The organism is Bacteroides cellulosilyticus, from assembly GCF_020091405.1.
Classification (GTDB): domain Bacteria; phylum Bacteroidota; class Bacteroidia; order Bacteroidales; family Bacteroidaceae; genus Bacteroides.
The window spans coordinates 593,574-610,775 of record NZ_CP081903.1 but is presented as its reverse complement, the minus strand read 5'-3'; the positions used below and the strand labels follow the sequence as shown (position 1 = coordinate 610,775).

Annotated in this window: 12 protein-coding genes; 9 read left to right on the top strand and 3 right to left on the bottom strand. The window is 46.5% G+C overall.

Annotation, left to right across the window (positions count from 1 at the left end):
• The first annotated feature begins 15 nt into the window (after positions 1-15).
• From K6V21_RS02080 to K6V21_RS02060, 5 genes are all read left to right on the top strand, one after another.
• Entirely contained in the window at positions 16-111 is a 96-nt protein-coding gene (locus K6V21_RS02080) for a smalltalk protein (RefSeq protein WP_157445240.1), read from the top strand.
• 156 nt (positions 112-267) lie between these two features.
• Complete coding sequence (locus K6V21_RS02075) at positions 268-561, top strand: nucleotidyltransferase family protein (protein WP_224320705.1); 294 nt, start codon at positions 268-270, stop codon at positions 559-561.
• Entirely contained in the window at positions 554-919 is a 366-nt protein-coding gene (locus K6V21_RS02070) for a DUF86 domain-containing protein (protein WP_224320704.1), read from the top strand. Before K6V21_RS02075 ends, K6V21_RS02070 begins: the two co-directional genes overlap by 8 nt.
• A 260-nt stretch (positions 920-1,179) precedes the next feature.
• A complete protein-coding gene (locus K6V21_RS02065; protein ID WP_224320703.1) occupies positions 1,180-2,739 on the top strand; it encodes a glycoside hydrolase 43 family protein in 1,560 nt (519 codons plus the stop codon).
• A gap of 37 nt (positions 2,740-2,776) precedes the next feature.
• Complete coding sequence (locus K6V21_RS02060) at positions 2,777-5,536, top strand: endo-1,4-beta-xylanase (protein WP_408912639.1); 2,760 nt, start codon at positions 2,777-2,779, stop codon at positions 5,534-5,536.
• Here the strand turns inward: K6V21_RS02060 and K6V21_RS02055 are convergent.
• Both K6V21_RS02055 and K6V21_RS02050 read right to left on the bottom strand, forming a co-directional pair.
• Positions 5,533-6,675, bottom strand: coding sequence for a DegT/DnrJ/EryC1/StrS family aminotransferase (locus K6V21_RS02055; RefSeq protein ID WP_224320702.1), 1,143 nt, complete (start codon positions 6,673-6,675; stop codon positions 5,533-5,535). The genes K6V21_RS02060 and K6V21_RS02055 overlap by 4 nt on opposite strands.
• Positions 6,672-7,637, bottom strand: a complete 966-nt coding sequence (locus K6V21_RS02050) for a GNAT family N-acetyltransferase (RefSeq protein ID WP_224320701.1) — start codon at positions 7,635-7,637, stop codon at positions 6,672-6,674. Before K6V21_RS02050 ends, K6V21_RS02055 begins: the two co-directional genes overlap by 4 nt.
• Before the next feature lie 481 nt (positions 7,638-8,118).
• On the opposite strand from K6V21_RS02050, the gene K6V21_RS02045 reads away from it, so the two are divergent.
• The 4 genes from K6V21_RS02045 (at position 8,119) to K6V21_RS02030 (ending at position 16,331) form a co-directional block, all read left to right on the top strand.
• The gene (locus K6V21_RS02045) at positions 8,119-8,892 is read left to right on the top strand and encodes a 5'-nucleotidase C-terminal domain-containing protein (RefSeq protein WP_224320700.1); all 774 of its coding nucleotides are present in this window, start codon (positions 8,119-8,121) and stop codon (positions 8,890-8,892) included.
• A gap of 45 nt (positions 8,893-8,937) precedes the next feature.
• On the top strand, positions 8,938-9,858 hold the full coding sequence (locus tag K6V21_RS02040; RefSeq protein ID WP_224320699.1) for a bifunctional metallophosphatase/5'-nucleotidase: 921 nt from the start codon (positions 8,938-8,940) through the stop codon (positions 9,856-9,858).
• Positions 9,859-10,057: 199 nt separating this feature from the next.
• Complete coding sequence (locus K6V21_RS02035) at positions 10,058-13,060, top strand: glycoside hydrolase family 3 N-terminal domain-containing protein (RefSeq protein ID WP_224320698.1); 3,003 nt, start codon at positions 10,058-10,060, stop codon at positions 13,058-13,060.
• Between the two features lie 130 nt (positions 13,061-13,190).
• Positions 13,191-16,331 (top strand): glycoside hydrolase family 3 N-terminal domain-containing protein, encoded by a 3,141-nt coding sequence (locus K6V21_RS02030; RefSeq protein ID WP_224320697.1) that lies wholly within the window; start codon positions 13,191-13,193, stop codon positions 16,329-16,331.
• Between the two features lie 197 nt (positions 16,332-16,528).
• Here the strand turns inward: K6V21_RS02030 and K6V21_RS02025 are convergent, their stop codons facing one another.
• The gene (locus K6V21_RS02025) at positions 16,529-17,158 is read right to left on the bottom strand and encodes a porin family protein (protein WP_224320696.1); all 630 of its coding nucleotides are present in this window, start codon (positions 17,156-17,158) and stop codon (positions 16,529-16,531) included.
• Positions 17,159-17,202 lie beyond the last annotated feature (44 nt).

Here is a 17,202-nt window from a genome sequence, read left to right as displayed (position 1 = left end):
ATCAAGAAAATCGCTATGAAGAAAACGAATTGGAAGGTGATTTTAAAAGTGATTATTGCTGTTGCCACCGCCATTGCAGGCGTGATTGGAGGGCAAGCAATGACTTTCTAAAGTGATACAGTTTATAAAAAGAGAGAAGCCGTTATTTGAATTTTTAGATAGCGGCTTTTTCGTAATATAGTGAGTTGTAGAAGGATAAATAAAGTTTTTCTTTTATTGCTTTTCTGGTAATTTGTAGTATCTTTGTTTCAAGAAAGGAGTATGAACATGAAATCTAAGACGGAATATCAGAAAATACTTTGCCATTATTTTGAAGAAGTGGCTAGCCAGCAAGGAGTCACAAGAATGGCTTTGTTTGGGTCTGTGGCTCGTGGTGAGCAAAATGAAGATAGTGATGTGGATGTGGCTTATGAAGGGACGCCCAATCTCTTTTTGCGTGTTCGTATGAAAATGGATTTAGAAAAACTCTTTGGATGTAAGGTGGACTTGATACGTCTGCGTAAACAATTCTCGGGTACTCTGTTTGGTGAAGAACTTGATAGAGATTTGATTTATGTATAAGGAGGCACGTATTTACTCTCTGCTGGAAAGAGTGGAGGATGCTATTCTTCTGGTAAGAGAACAGACAGAGCATATCGTTGCGCCCGATGATTTTTTGAACTCTTCTTCGGGTATGTTTTTGTTGGGGGGAGTTTGTATGCAACTCATTTTTATTGGTGAAAGTATTAAAGTGCTTGATGCAAAGAATGCCGGATACTTGGTGCATTATCCTGAAATCCCTTGGCGTGAGATTATGGGTTTACGCGATGTTATAGCACATGAATACCATCGTATTGATGCAGAGGAAATATTTAGTGTGATAAAAAATGATTTTCCGGTATTGCTTGAAACTGTTCAAAGGATGAAAAAAGAAATTTGATTCTAACTATAGATTAATAAAAAATAGAAGCCGCTATCCGAATTTTCGGGTAGCGGCTTTTTCGATTAAAACCACCCAACAAGCACTTGTAACAGCCCGATGTAACGTGAGTGAAAGATTATGAAACATACATCGGTAAAGATGTAATATCAGCGAAAGAATGTGTAAAATGATTATAGGTATCTCTTGGATTCGATACTGTATATTTGCTGTCGGTAAATTTTGTCTTTTCAAAAACAATAATAAAAAAGGATATAACTATGCGAAAACATTTTTGTCTTTTTCTGCTGGCATCTATTTTCTACAGTTATGCGACTCTTGCGCAAAACACTTCTGCCAAAAATCCGGTGGTTCATGCCGATGTACCCGATATGTCAATGATCCGGGTGGGAGATACTTATTACATGAGTAGTACTACCATGCACATGGCTCCGGGAGTGCCCATTATGAAATCTAAAGATCTTGTGAACTGGGAGTTGGTGAGTTATTGTTACGATATACTGGCCGATGTGAATGCACTGAACCTAAATAATGGTAAGAATGCTTATGGCAGTGGTACGTGGGCAAGCTGCATTCGTTATCATAATAATATGTTTTATGTGTCGACGTTCTCCAGTACTACCGGGAAGACCTATATATATACTACGAAAGATATAGAGAAAGGTCCTTGGAAAGCAATATCCTTTAATCCTTCCTATCATGATCATTCTGTTTTCTTTGACGATGATGGTCGTATTTATATCATCTGGGGAGGTGGCAAATTGCATATAGCGGAACTGAAACCCGATTTATCCGGGATCAAAGAGGGTACCGAACGTATCTTTATAGAGAATGCCAGTGCTCCGTCAGGAGATAATGTCGGATTACCTGCCGAGGGTTCACAGTTATTTAAAGTAAATGGGAAGTATTATTTGTTTAATATTACTTGGCCGAAAGGAGGAATGCGTACAGTGGTTATTCACCGCGCTGATAATATAAATGGTCCTTGGGAAGGTAGAGTGGCTTTGCAGGATAAAGGTGTTGCCCAAGGCGGCTTGATAGATACGCCTGATGGCAGATGGTTTGCTTATCTTTTCCGTGATAATGGTTCTGTAGGCCGTATCCCTTACCTTGTTCCGGTGAAATGGGAAGATGGATGGCCGGTTCTCGGAATAAATGGAAAGGTTCCGGAAACATTAGATCTGCCGGCAAGTAAAGGACTGATACCGGGTATTGTTGCCTCGGATGAGTTTACACGCAAGAAGAAGGATGCGGCTTTGCCGCTGGTTTGGCAGTGGAATCACAACCCGGATAATTCTCTCTGGTCAGTTAGTGAACGGAAGGGATATCTGCGACTCAAAACCGGACGGATAGATACTGATTTCCTGTCTGCAAGAAACACGTTGACACAGCGGACGATTGGTCCGGTATGTTCAGGAACTACTTCTATGGATGTGTCTGATATGAAAGAAGGTGATTTTGCAGGGCTTGCACTTCTCCAGAAGAAATATGGATTAGTAGGTGTAAAATATGAAAACGGGGTAAAGAAGATTGTAATGGTAAGTGCGCAGACTGACAAACCGGAAGAGGTGGAAAGTCTGCCACTGAACCAGAATACAGTATTCCTGAAAGCCGAATGTGACTTCACCGATAAGAAAGATATAGCGGACTTCTACTATAGCCTGGATGGCAAGAAGTGGACAAAAATAGGAAGCCAGCTCAAGATGGCTTATACTCTCCCGCATTTTATGGGATACCGTTTCGGACTATTCAATTATGCTACCAAGGCTCCCGGAGGGTATGTGGACTTTGATTATTTCCGTATAAGTGACAGTAAATGAGATAGCGAGTAATTATAAATCATAATTGATATTAGATATGAAAAAGGTGAAATCGACGCTTTCCGTGGGTAAGCGCATCATTTTGTTGTCACTTTGTATGACAATGTTTTCAGTGGCAGGTTTTAGCCAAGGGGCTAAAGGTAAAAAGGTGAAGGGTGCTCCGGTATTCTTGCAAGCGGTTTATCAGGGGAATGATCAGGTGTATAACGAGAATCCGTTGCAGGCCGGTGAGTTTTATAATCCTATTTTGCAAGGTTGTTACCCCGATCCGTCCATAACCCGCAAAGGGGATGACTACTTCCTGGTGTGTTCATCGTTCGCCATGTTTCCCGGTGTGCCTATCTTCCATTCAAAGGATTTGGTGAACTGGACGCAGATAGGTCATGTGCTGGACCGTACCTCACAGCTGAAAGTACATGATACGGGTATCAGTGCCGGTGTGTATGCTCCGGCCATCAAGTATAATCCCAATAATGATACTTTCTATATGATCACCACCCAGTTTGCGGGGGGATTCGGGAACATCATTGTAAAGTCGAAAGATCCTTTCAAAGGATGGAGTGATCCTATCAAGTTGAATTTTGACGGTATTGACCCTTCTATCTTTTTTGATGATAACGGCAAGGCGTATGTGGTTCATAACGATGGACCGAAGCGTGGTGAAGAACTCTATAACGGACATCGTGTAATTAAAATCTGGGAGTATGATGTGGAAAACGATCAGGTGATTCCCGGTTCGGATCAGGTAATTGTGAATGGTGGTGTGGATTTGTCCAAGAAACCTATCTGGATTGAAGCTCCGCATATCTATAAGAAGAACGGACGCTACTATCTGATGTGTGCCGAAGGTGGTACCGGAGATTGGCATAGTGAAGTAATCTTTGTGAGTGACAGCCCGAAAGGTCCCTTTATTCCGGCTCCCAATAATCCTATCCTGAGCCAGAGATACTTGAATCAGAAGCGGAAGAATATGGTGGACTGGGCCGGACATGCCGATTTAGTGGAAGGTCCTGACGGCAAATATTACGGTGTATTCCTGGCTATCCGCCCGAATGAGAAGGGCAGAGTGAACATTGGCCGTGAAACGTTTATCCTGCCGGTTGACTGGTCGGGAGAATTCCCTGTCTTTGAAAACGGATTGATCCCGATGGAGCCGAAGCTGAAAACACCTAAAGGAGTGGAGAATAAAACCGGAGAAGACGGTTACTTCCCCAATGGTAATTTTACGTTCACTGAAAACTTCACATCTCCGCAACTGGATTACCGCTGGATTGGTTTGAGAGGTCCTCGTGAAGAGTTCATCTCAGTATTGAAAGACGGAGGATTGCAGATTACTCCTTTCCCGGTGAACATAAAAGAGGTGAAGCCTACTTCAACACTCTTCTACAGACAGCAGCATAATAACTTTTCGTTTACTACCACATTGAAGTATGTTCCGAAGACAGAGAAAGATCTGGCAGGCATCACTTGCGTGCAGAGTGAAAAATTCAATTATGTCTTTGGCTTGACAAAGAAGGACAAAGATTTCTACATGGTGCTGGAAAGAACGGCAAGAGGTAAATCCGGACTTGTTGCAAGTGCGAAAGTAGATGTGAAGAATCCCATTCAACTGCGAGTAAAGGGTGAGGGAGATGGCTATGGCTTTTATTATTCAACGGATGGAACTGACTTCGTACAGTTGGGAAATACCGTGCCCGGTGATATTCTTTCAACGAACGTGGCAGGTGGTTTTACCGGCTGTCTGATAGGTTTGTATGCTACTTCTGCGAATGATATTGTGGTGAACAACCTGAAAGATGCGTATGCTGATTATTTCACTGTGGGCTGTGCGATAAATATGGCAAATCTGAAATCACCTCAACAGATGGCACTGATTACTTCCAACTTTAACAGTATCACTGCAGAGAACGATATGAAACCTCAGCCTACGGAGCCAGTGGAGGGACAGTGGAACTGGGAGAACGCTGATAAGATAGCCAACTTTGCCCGTACCAATAAAATAGGGCTTCGCGGTCATTGCCTTGTCTGGCATGCCCAGACTCCGGACTGGATGTTCCATGATGAAAAGGGAAATTTGGTTTCCAAGGAGGTACTGTTTGAGAGAATGAGAAAGCATATCCATACGATTGTAAATAGATATAAGGATGTCGTCTATGCCTGGGACGTAGTGAACGAAGCGATGACGGATGATCCGAAAGCGGAAGTGCCTTATCGTCAGTCTCTTTATTATAAGATTGCAGGGGACGAGTTTATAAAGAAGGCTTTTGAATATGCTCATGAGGCAGATCCCAAAGCATTGCTCTTCTACAATGATTATAATGAGACAAACCCGGCGAAGCGTGACCGCATTTATAATATGGTTAAAAGCATGAAGGCTGAGGGAATACCCATCTCCGGTATCGGAATGCAGGGACATTATAATACCCTTTCTCCTACGGAGGATGAGTTTAGGAAGGCTATCGAGCTTTATTCGCAGGTGGTTGATAATATCCATATCACTGAACTGGACGTTCGTATAAATACGAGAGAGCAGGGAGGACAGTTGAGTGTGAACCAGGATAACAGGACGTTGGAATTGACTCCTGAAGCGGATGCGGCACAGGTAGCCCAGTATGATATGCTGTTCCGGGTGCTGCGCGAATACAAGAATGTGGTTAGCAATGTTACTTTCTGGAATGTATATGATGGTGATTCATGGTTGGATCGCCGCCGTGGTAACCGTCAGCGTAACTATCCGCTTCTGTTTGACGAAAACTTACTGCCGAAATCGTCGTATTATAAAGTGTTGAATTTCTAAATAAAGGTATTTGCACAGTCAATAATCCGCTCTATATCTTCATTCGTCAGTAATGGAGATATAGGGAGGCTTAACTCCTCATTATGGATGCGTTCCGTAATGGGGAGTTGTTGCATTCCATATTCTTTTTTCAACGCTTCCTGGCGATGGGGAGGGATGGGGTAATGAATTTGAGTACAAATGCCGTGACTATTGAGATAACGTTGCCATTCATCCCTGCGGGGAGAAAAGACGGGGAAGATATGAAAAACATTGGCTTCATTGATGTCATTCGTATGGACAGTACTCTGTAATTCCAGACGCTGCCAGTCGATTCCTTCTTTATATATTTGCGCTATTTCCCTTCTACGGATATTATCCTGATCCAACCGGGGGAGCTTCACGGAAAGGACTGCCGCCTGCAACTCGTCCAGACGGCTGTTTATACCTTGATATCGATGGACATATTTCTCCGTGGAGCCATAATTGGCTATGGAACGCACTGTGGCGGCAAGTCTTTCATCGTGAGTGGTTATAGCGCCGCCATCCCCTAATGCCCCTAAATTCTTGGCAGGATAAAAGCTGAAAGCAGCGGCATCTCCCAGATTACCGGCACGCAGAGGCTGATTTCCTTTCCCCGGTAAACCTTTGTTCCAGACAGCTCCATGTGCTTGTGCAGCGTCTTCTATGACTTTCAGTTCGTAGCGGTTGGCTAACTCGCATATCTCTTTCATGTCAGCTAAACGCCCGTACAGGTGGACGGGCAGTATGGCACGCGTACGGGGAGTAATCTGTGTCTCGGCATAGGCGGCATCTATATTGCATGTTTCGAAAGAAGGTTCACAAAGCATTGGTTTCAGACCGGCACGAAGAATGGAAAGCAGGGTGGCAATGTATGTATTGGCAGGAACAATAACTTCATCGCCTGCATCCATCACTCCCAGTTCCCGGTAAGCCAGAAATATCAAAGTAAGAGCATCCAGACCATTTCCAGTGCCAACACAATAAGAAGTACCGCAATAAGCAGCGAACTCCTCTTCAAAACGGGCTGTAGCTTCCCCGTGCAGATACCATCCGGAATGGGAAACACGCAACAGAGCATCCGACAGTTCGGGTTCGAAGGAGGCATTGATCTTTTGCAGGTCTAAATACTTTATCATAAGCGTAATTCGTAAACGTCATACATAATTGCTCTTGCACCGAAACCTTCTTTTTGGAAGAGTAATCCCTCGTTCAACATTTGTCCGCCGTGTTCGGTAGATATGCCAAAGTCGAAGTATCGCTTCTGCGCATAACGGTCGTATATTAATTGGTGGAAAAGCAGGTCGAGCGCACCGCATTTCTTTCCGCGTGGGGAAGCTGCGATGTATTGCACGTGGGCTACCTCGTCAGTCTCATACACAATGCATCCACCCAACGTTTCGGCTTCATCGCATACACGGAAAAGGGAGATCTGGCGGGGGAAATTGTTGTGCAGACGGGTAATCTCCTCCAGCGAATGTACGGGAGAGACCCCATATCGTTCGTGCAGGTTTTCTTCCAGTATCGGCCAGAAAGAAGCAAAGTCTTCATCTTCTGCAATCGTCAGTGAAGATGCCAGGGCTTTTTTCAGTTGGCGACGGCGGAGAGTACGGAAAGGCAGGCGGTCGTCCAGTGGAATGACGGATGAGATGCTCCGTGCCACAAGGGCTGCACCCAGCCGGGTGAGGACATAAAGGTCTTCTTCTGCAGGATAGCGGTGATAGATATGTGGGATAGCACGATAGACTATCGACTGCACACTGCATTCCTTATGCAGATAATCGAGTGCGGCATGAAATACACTTTCTACTTGTTGCAGGGTGATGGAAGGGGAAAGGAGCATTCCGCCATACGTCAGTCCTTGATGGGAATGGAAACAACTGCCGGAAAGATTACCGGGAAACAGGGCTGTTAACTTCCGGTTGCAGAAGATCAGCAGGGAACAATCCTGGAAACGGTCGGCATGATAATCCATATAGTCACGCAGCAAGAGGAACGTACCGTTTTTAGAGCGGCGCACGAAGCGGTCCCAGCGCTCTTTATCTCCTGCCGAGTAGCGGATTATATGCCATTCCTGGTCGGTTGCCACACTTATTTCCATGTATCTGCCTGTCTTTTATATTACTTTCGGAATTCAAATATAGGTATATTTTTAAAGTTTTGCATCTGTGTCAGCTTGAAAGGCTGTGTGCGTAACTTACGTATATTTTAATAACGTAAGTTTCGGCGGTTTATTATTTATGTGAATCAGGAATTGAATTGGGCCCATAACGGAAAAGAAAGGAATTATTTCACCACAGAGGACGCAGAGGACACAGAGGTTATAATTATCTCTGAACTAGAAGCCTAAAAACTCTGTGAACTCTGTGTCCTCTGTGGTGAAAAGATTCATAACCGCTCAGAGAGGAGTTAAAAGCCGATACTACGCTTTATGCCTTCCTTTTGGTTATGAGTAGCAGCACTATCATCCCGAAACTTAAAAATATGCCTGAAAACGAAAAAGTTCATCTTTTTTCTTTCCGTCAGGACGGGATAAGAAAGACAATTCGTTATATTTGTAGCAATTTAAAAACCCGAACAAAATGAAAAGAATAACTTTGAAATTCATTCCCGGTGTACTTTTGGCAGCTGCATTCCTGCTAAGTTCTTGTACTTCTGTATATAAGGTGACGAAGTCAGAGGGAACCATGGTGGCGATTGACTCTACTTGGGATGTGAACCCGGATGCTGAAGCGGTGGCACTGCTTGCTCCTTATAAGGCAAAAGTTGACAGTATCATGTATCGTGTGGTGGGTACTGCGGAAATGAGTATGGATAAAGGAGCTCCGGAGAGCTTGCTTTCCAATCTGGTAGCGGATGTACTGCGCAATGCTGCCGCACAAGTGCTGGGTGAGCCTGCCGACATGGGGCTGATAAATATGGGTGGTTTGCGTAATGTACTGACAGAAGGCCCTATCACTACCGAAAACATCTATGAGATATTACCTTTCGAAAATTCTCTTTGTATATTGACTATGAAGGGAGTCAATCTGAAAGAACTGTTTAATAATATCGCCGTGCGTCATGGCGAAGGCGTCAGTGGTGTGCAGCTTCTGATTACAAAAGACGGGAAATTGCTGCAAGGTACGGTTGGCGGGCGTCCGATAGAAGACAATCAACTCTATACGATTGCTACAATCGACTATCTGGCTGACGGAAACGACGGGATGACTGCCTTGCCCCAGGCTGAGAAACGGGAATGTCCGGACGGAGCTACTTTGCGCGGCCTGTTCATGGACTATGTGGAACGTCAAACTGCTGCCGGAAAGAAGATCACTTCCCGTCTGGAAGGTAGAGTAACTGTGAAAGATGAGTAATCCTGCTCACCGAGAAAACAAATCATAATTCATAAATCAGAAATCATGAAACGATATATTCTTTTAACGTTGGCAGTCTGCTGCCTTCTTCCGGCATCAGCACAACAATCTACCCGGGAAATCTCCGAGGAACCCCTTTGTCTGCTGGCTCCCGACTCTGCACAGAAAACCAAACAACTGGTGATTCTGCAAACAAGTGACACACATAGCCGCATTGAGCCTATTGCTGTAAATGCTGCCGACCGCTATGCCGGTATGGGCGGAACCGTGCGACGGACCACCTTTATTAAAGAGGCGCGCAAGGTGAACCCTGATCTGTTGTTGTTCGATTGTGGAGATATCTCCCAAGGAACTCCTTACTATAATCTGTTCCAGGGGGAAGTAGAAGTCAAGATGATGAACCTTATGGGCTACGATGCCATGACGATTGGTAATCATGAGTTTGATTTCGGTCTGGAGAATATGGCACGTCTGTTCCGTATGGCAAACTTTCCGGTGGTATGTGCCAACTATGACGTAACAGGTACGGTACTGGAAGGACTGGTGAAACCTTATACTACTTTCAGCCGCAACGGATTGAAGATCGGTGTCTTTGGTCTTGCTCCGAAGATGGAAGGATTGGTGCAGGCCGATAAATGTGAAGGTGTGGTTTATAATGATCCGATAGAAGCGGCACAGAAGACGACGGATCTGCTGAAGAACCAGGAAGGTTGCGATGTTGTTATTTGCTTGTCGCATCTGGGTTATCAGCTTAAAGGTGCTCCTTGCGACGAAGAACTGGCGCAGAAAACAAATAATATTGATGCCATATTGGGCGGACATACCCATACTTTCATGAAAGAACCCGCTATCTACTTGAATAAAGACGGTAAGAATGTACCTGTGATGCACACAGGAAGAAGTGGAATTTATGTGGGAATGTTGAAACTGACACTTGCAGAAGAAGAATCCCAACCATCATTATAGATAATACATAATTAGTTGGGGGAGGATTTATTTGTATTGGAAAAGGAACTATTTCACCACAGAGGACACAGAGGACGCAGAGGTTATAATTATCTCTGAATTAGAAGTATAAAAACTCTGTGTCCTCTGTGTCCTCTGTGGTGAAAAGAATCATAACCCGTACAGAAATGAATGAATACCGCCAACGAACTACAAAGAAATGAAAAGAACAATTCTCTTGATGTTGGCTGTCCTTTTATGGGGTGGCACATCCTTGCTTCATGCCCAGGCAGAAGCCCCTTTTCTACCTTCAGCGGCAGATGCACGTTGCAAACAGTGGGTAGATTCCGTATTTTCCGGTCTGAACCTGCAAGAGAAAGTGGGGCAGTTGATTGTCACCACCTTCCCGGCCAAGGCGGATAAGCAGAGAAAAAAGCAGATACGTGATCTTGTGAAGAAGTATAAGATCGGAGGTCTGCTCTTTGCCGAAGGCACGCCGGAAGAACAGGCAATACTGACGAATACTGCGCAGAAGAACTCCAAAGTTCCCGTTATGATCACTTTTGACGGTGAGTGGGGGCTCTCCATGCGTCTGGAAGGTACACCTTATTTCCCAAAGAATGCGGCTCTGGGCTGCATTGAAGACAATCAGCTGATTTATGAATACGGCCGTGAAGTGGCACGGGAGTTTCGCGAACTGGGTGTGCACGTCAATTTTGCACCTGATGCGGATGTGAATACCAATCCTTTGAATCCGGTGATTCATGTACGTTCGTTCGGTGAAGATCCGAAGAAAGTAGCCGAAAAGGTGCTGGCTTACAGTCGTGGATTGGAAAGTGGTGGCGTGCTGTCCGTAAGCAAACATTTTCCCGGTCATGGAGATACGGACGTGGACTCGCATAAGGGACTGCCGGTGCTCTACTATAATCGTGAACGTTTGGATAGCGTCGAGCTGTATCCGTTCCGCGAAATGGTGCGTGCCGGATTGGGCGGTGTGATGGTAGGTCATTTGCAGGTGCCTGCTTTGGAACCGGACGCCAAAACGGCATCTTCACTTTCCAGAAATGTAGTAACGGGATTACTGAAAGATGAAATGGGTTTTCAGGGCTTGGTGTTTACAGATGCGTTGGATATGAAAGGTGTTTCGTCTGTGCCCCAGCTTACTACAAAAGCCCTACTTGCCGGAAATGATATGGTACTGGTGCAGTACAACACCGCAAACGCTGTACAGGAAGTGCTGAGTGCAGTGAAAGAGGGTGTTCTCTCTGAGAAAGAAGTGGAAGCGAAATGTCGTAAGATACTTACTTATAAATATTTGTTAGGCTTGCGCCGGCCACGCCCGCAGTTGCAAGTTAGCGGAATGAGCTATCGTATCCATACGGATGAGGCGAAGGCTCTGGTAACCAGGTTGCGCCAAGCCTCCGTTACGGTGCTTGGCAATCATTTCGGGATATTGCCTTTGACACCGGTCGGTGGTGCTCCTATTGCTCTTCTGAGTATAGGCGAAGGCAAAGACAGTGTTTTTGTGGATGAGATGAAGAAATTATCTCCAGTTCCTATGGAGTGTTTTCGTTTGACAAGAGAAACGTCGGAAGATGGCCGTCGTGAACTGGCGCGTAAGTTGGCGGACTATCGGCGTATAGTGGTCAGCGTATCGGGAAAAGATGCCGATGTGGTTGCTTATGCCGATTTCCTGGCGGGGTTGGACTTGTCCGTGCCGCTGGTATATGCTTTCTTTACGTCTTATCGTGGAATGCAACCGTTAGAGCCTGCTTTGAACGAAGCCAGTGCCGTAGTGCTGGGACATTCTTCCGAGGCGGATATCCAACAGTATGTGGCAGGTGTCATCTTTGCCAAAGTGCCTGCCCAAGGCAAACTTTCCATGAGTATCGGAAGTCTTTATCAGGCCGGTGAGGGAAGTGTGATCACTCCGGGGATGAAGCCGGGAAGCATTATTCCCGAGGATTTTGGGATGAAGTCCAATGAGTTGCATCGCATTGATGCTATCGTTCGGGCGGGATTGGCTGCCGGAGCTTATCCCGGTTGCCAGGTGCTGGTGCTGAAAGACGGTCAGACGGTGTATGATAAATGCTTCGGCATACATTCCGATAAGGATACCACTGCTGTACGTCCTACGGATCTGTTCGACCTGGCTTCTCTGACAAAGACTACCGCAACGCTGCTTGCCGTGATGAAACTTTATGATGGTGGTAAGTTGAAACTGACGGATAAGGTTTCCCAATACTTACCTTTCCTGCGAAGTACGAATAAGAAGAATATTACAATTAAGGACTTGCTTCTTCACGAGTCCGGCCTGCCGCCTTATATTCGTTTCTATCTGGAGGCTATCGACCCGAACTCCGTGCATGGACCGTATGCCCAAAGTTGGGTGGATGAATGGCATCGCACGCGGGTAAGCGAACATAGCTATTATTGTTCGGACTTCAAGTTCAAGAAAGGACTGGTGTCGGAGAAAGAATCATCGGTTTACAACTTGCATGTAGCTGATAAGATGTGGTTGAATAAAAGCTTTAAGAATACCATCCTGCAAAAGATTGCCCGTTGCGAAATGGACAGTAAGCGGTATGTGTACAGTGATCTCGGCTTTATCCTGTTGCAACAGGTAGTAGAGTCAATTGTCAAGTTGCCGATGGACCTCTATCTGGCTAAGGAGTTCTATGCGCCTATGGGCTTGCAGCGTACCATGTACCTGCCTTTGCAGAAATACTCCAAAGAAGAGATAATGCCTACGGCTGCAAACGACTTCCTGCGTCGTCAGGACTTGTGTGGCTATGTGCATGATGAGGCTGCTGCCTGCATGGGTGGCATATCCGGTAATGCCGGTCTCTTCTCCACTGCCTCCGAAGTGGCTAAAATCTATCAGATGATATTGAACGGTGGCGAATGGAACGGTAAACGCTATCTGAGCGAAGCGACCTGCCGCCTGTTCACTACGGAAACTTCCGCTATCAGTCGCCGGGGATTGGGCTTCGACAAACCTAATCTGAAGGATTTGAAGAACAGTCCTTGTGCTGCCTCTGCTACCGCTGCCGTTTATGGGCATACCGGTTTCACGGGGACTTGCGTCTGGGTGGATCCTGAACACGGGACGGTGTACGTCTTCCTCAGTAACCGCCTGTGTCCCAATGTGTGGAATACGAAATTGGGTGAAATGAATATTCGCACGGATATACAGGAGGTGATTTATAAAAGTCTGAAATAGCCGGAACATAGAAATACGGGAGACACGGGAAATACAGCGTTTTTTACTAATTAGTCGAAAAAACTCTGTGTTTTCCGTGTCTTTGTGTTTGAAATACTATAACTTTGGTAGCCTTAATGTATAGATAATAATGAAGAAACTATTCCTATTCCTCTTGATACTATTCAGTTGTTGTGCCCGTTTTGATGCTCAGACACATCGCTTGCCGGCACCGCAATCTCCTGTTGCGCCTGTTGAACCTATCCTGATGCGTCCCTTTACCAATGATGCCCGCTGCCGGCAGTGGGTGGACTCAGTGCTCAACAAGATGAGTCTGAAAGAACGTATCGGACAGCTATTCATTTATACCATTGCCCCCCAACAGGATAAAGCGAACCGCGACCTGTTGCGCAAAGTAGTGGACGACTACAAAGTGGGTGGTCTGCTTTTTTCCGGTGGTTTAATGGAAAACCAGGTGGCACTGACTAATGAAGCGCAGAAAATGGCGGATATTCCGTTGATGGTTACCTTTGACGGTGAGTGGGGACTTTCCATGCGTTTGCGGGGTACACCGGTGTTTCCGCGAAATATGGTTCTGGGCTGTATACAAAACGACAGCCTGCTCTATGAGTACGGGCGCGAGATGGCCCGGCAGTGCCGTGAGCTTGGCGTGCAAGTCAACTTTGCTCCCGTGGCAGATGTGAATATCAATCCGAAGAATCCCGTTATCAATACCCGCTCTTTTGGAGAAAGTCCGGTAAATGTGGCGGATAAAGTGATAGCTTATGCACGTGGGCTGGAAGATGGCGGTGTACTTTCCGTAAGTAAGCATTTTCCCGGTCATGGAGATACGGATGTGGATTCGCATCATTCATTGCCGAAGCTGTCGTTTTCGCGTGCACGTCTGGACAGCGTGGAGCTTTATCCGTTCAGAAAGGCGATTCAGGCCGGACTGTCCGGTATGATGGTGGGACATTTGGAAGTGCCGGTGCTTGAGCCGAAACGGGGAGTGCCTTCTTCGCTTTCGCGCAAAGTGGTGCATGATTTGTTGACGCAGGAGATGCAGTTCAAAGGGTTGGTGTTTACGGATGCACTTGCCATGAAGGGAGTATCTGCCAATAACACGAGTATTTGCTTGCAGGCGTTGCAGGCGGGGCACGACCTGCTGCTTGTTCCCCGGCGGATAAAGGAAGAGTTGGAAGCTATACTGGATGCCGTGAAGAGCGGTGAGTTGACAGAAGCGGAAATCGAAGCGAAGTGCCGGAAGGTGCTTACCTATAAATATGCTCTCGGATTGTCGAAGAAACCTTTTGTCCGTCTTTCCGGTTTGGGAAACCGTATCAATACGGCACATACGCGTGATCTGATACGGCGTCTGAACCAGGAGGCGATCACTGTGCTGAGAAATAAAAACAATGTGCTTCCGCTGGATGCGGATACCCGTGAAGTGGCGGTGCTCAATGTGGGGGATGCGAAAGAGGTACAGCCGTTCCTGAAAGAACTCTCCGGATATATAAATTCCGCCGGGACGGAAGGAAGTCCCACCGTCTTTCAGCTGAAGAAAGACTTGCAGCCTGCTGCACGCAAGCTGTTGCGTGATTCATTGTCACAATATAAACGTATTCTTGTCTGCGTCACGGAACATCGCCTGGCACCCTACCAACCCTTCTTTGCCGAGTTTACTCACGATGTGCCGGTGGTTTATCTGCTTTTTATTCCCGGTAAACAGATGTTGCAGATACGCCGGGCAGTGTCGGCTGCGGACGCCGTAGTATTGGCGCATTCTTCGATAGATGATGTGCAGTGCCGGACAGCCAAAATACTTTATGGAGATGCAACAGCCGACGGACGCCTTTCGGCAAGCATAAGCAATTTGTTTGCCACAGGTACGGGGCAGGTTATTACTCCGAAGACACCGCTCCACTTTGTGCCCGATGAGTATGGAGTGAACTCTCGTCTGCTGACCCGTATCGATGAGATTGCGAAAGAAGGGATTAAGGAAGGTGCCTATCCCGGTTGCCAGATCGTGATATTGAAAGATGGAAAGGAAATGTATAATAAGGCATTCGGAACGCATACCTGGCCGGGCGCTTCTGCCAACAGACTTTCTGCATCCGTTATTCCGGGTGCTACCTTGCCGGTATCCCCGACGGATGTTTATGACCTTGCTTCGCTGACAAAGACTACGGCAACACTGCTTGCCGTCATGAAGCTGTATGATAAAGGGCGTCTGAATCTTACTGACCGTGTGTCGGACTATCTGCCTTGGCTTCAGGATACGGATAAAAAGGATATTACTGTCCGGCAATTACTGTTACATGAGTCCGGATTGCCTTCCACGTTGTTATTCTATCTGGAAGCTATCGATAAGGAAAGTTATGAAGGAACTCTTTTCAAGGCAAAGCCCGATGCCGCACATTCCGCACAGATCGGTGTACGTACCTGGGCAAACCCGAAGTTCAAGTTCCAGAAGGGGCTGATGTCTAAGGTACGGACGGCAGAGCACACATTGCAGGTTTCTGATAGCTTATGGCTGAATCGTTCCTTCAAGGAGGCATATCGGCAGAAGATTATAGAAACTCCGTTGCGTGACCGCCGCTATAGGTATAGTTGTGTCGGCTTCATCCTGTTGCAGCAGTTGGTGGAAGCGCGTACGGGAATGTCGATGGATGCTTTTCTGGAGCAGGAGTTCTATGCTCCGATGGGACTGAAACGTACCGGATACCTGCCGCTGCGAGGTGCAGCTACTGCGGGAACGGTTTATGCCGGCATTGTTTCCGGTGGCCATGCTCCTCTGTCGAAAGCCGAAATTATACCTTCTTCCTTTGATCCTTTCTTGCGGAAGACTGTTCTTCAGGGCTTTGTACATGATGAGTCGGCAGCCTTCCAGGGTGGTGTATCGGGGAATGCCGGACTATTCTCTAATGCAACGGAAGTAGCGCGAATTTATCAGATGTTGCTGAATGGTGGTGAACTGGATGGCAAGCGTTATCTGAGTCCGGAGACTTGCCGTGTATTTACTACTACGGTTTCGCGCATCAGCCGCCGTGGTCTGGGATTTGATAAGCCCGACCGTCAGAATCCGGCAAAGAGCCCATGCGCTGCTGCTACCCCTTCTACCGTCTATGGTCATACCGGCTTTACGGGTACTTGTGCTTGGGTAGACCCGACGAACGGCCTTGTTTACGTCTTCCTGTGTAATCGCATTTATCCCAATGTATGGAATACGAAACTGATGAAGATGGATATTCGTACACGAATACAGGAGGTGATGTATCAGGCGGTGAAATAGTTACGAGTTACGAGCTACGAGCTACAAGTACCATGCGGCATAATTGTTCGGCGCAGCAACTCGTAGCTCGTAGCTTGTAACTCGTAACTACAAAAGGGAATAGCCCCCCGCTCACGCGGCCGGTTATTCCCTTTTTTCACGTCTTGAAACAATCAATTAATACCAGTCAAACTTATTGTGTTGCAATGCAAATTATGTTAGAATGCAATACCCAGGCGTAAACCGAAGTTGCTCAAACCATCTACACTGTATGTGAACAAGTCTCCCTTGTTCGTGCCGTAGCTATAGTAAGCGGCAACGTGCAGACCCGGACCATAAGCCCATGGGTAGATGTTGATACCAATTTCCGGTGATACGTAGAAGCCCCAGGTGCTCTTGTTAGCTTCGTACACATTGAAAGTAGACTTGATTTCGGCATATTGAGGACCTACCTTCACACCAACGTAAGGTTGGAAAGCGCTACCGCGGTCGAAAGTATAACGTCCGGCAAGGCCGAAAGGCAATTGGAACAATGTGTGCTGTTGGTCGGTATTGATGCTACCGCCTTCACCTACGGGAAGTGTCTGGCGACCGAAGTATTCGTGGTTGCTGTGGTAGGCCAGGAAGGCACCAAGAGCAATATTCGGAGTCACATAGTAACCGCCTTCAAAACTCATACCCCATCCGCTGGCTTTATCAGCGAAGTGGTTGCTCAGGGGGAAGTTGAATTGCCAATCGATGTTGGCATAACCGTTATCGGTTAATTGTGCCTTTGCCGGCATGGCGAAGACGAGAGCCAGGGCAGTGATTGCCAGTACTCTCACGGAAAGATATTTTATTGTTTTCATACTTGTTATTGTTTTTAGTTATGAGATACTTCAGGCTGTACCTC

Coding starts and splice junctions, on each gene's coding strand:
- K6V21_RS02080 (WP_157445240.1), top strand. CDS start 16: ATGAAGAAAACGAATTGGAAGGTGATTTTAAAAGTGATTATTGCTGTT.
- K6V21_RS02075 (WP_224320705.1), top strand. CDS start 268: ATGAAATCTAAGACGGAATATCAGAAAATACTTTGCCATTATTTTGAA.
- K6V21_RS02070 (WP_224320704.1), top strand. CDS start 554: ATGTATAAGGAGGCACGTATTTACTCTCTGCTGGAAAGAGTGGAGGAT.
- K6V21_RS02065 (WP_224320703.1), top strand. CDS start 1,180: ATGCGAAAACATTTTTGTCTTTTTCTGCTGGCATCTATTTTCTACAGT.
- K6V21_RS02060 (WP_408912639.1), top strand. CDS start 2,777: ATGAAAAAGGTGAAATCGACGCTTTCCGTGGGTAAGCGCATCATTTTG.
- K6V21_RS02055 (WP_224320702.1), bottom strand. CDS start 6,675: ATGATAAAGTATTTAGACCTGCAAAAGATCAATGCCTCCTTCGAACCC.
- K6V21_RS02050 (WP_224320701.1), bottom strand. CDS start 7,637: ATGGAAATAAGTGTGGCAACCGACCAGGAATGGCATATAATCCGCTAC.
- K6V21_RS02045 (WP_224320700.1), top strand. CDS start 8,119: ATGAAAAGAATAACTTTGAAATTCATTCCCGGTGTACTTTTGGCAGCT.
- K6V21_RS02040 (WP_224320699.1), top strand. CDS start 8,938: ATGAAACGATATATTCTTTTAACGTTGGCAGTCTGCTGCCTTCTTCCG.
- K6V21_RS02035 (WP_224320698.1), top strand. CDS start 10,058: ATGAAAAGAACAATTCTCTTGATGTTGGCTGTCCTTTTATGGGGTGGC.
- K6V21_RS02030 (WP_224320697.1), top strand. CDS start 13,191: ATGAAGAAACTATTCCTATTCCTCTTGATACTATTCAGTTGTTGTGCC.
- K6V21_RS02025 (WP_224320696.1), bottom strand. CDS start 17,158: ATGAAAACAATAAAATATCTTTCCGTGAGAGTACTGGCAATCACTGCC.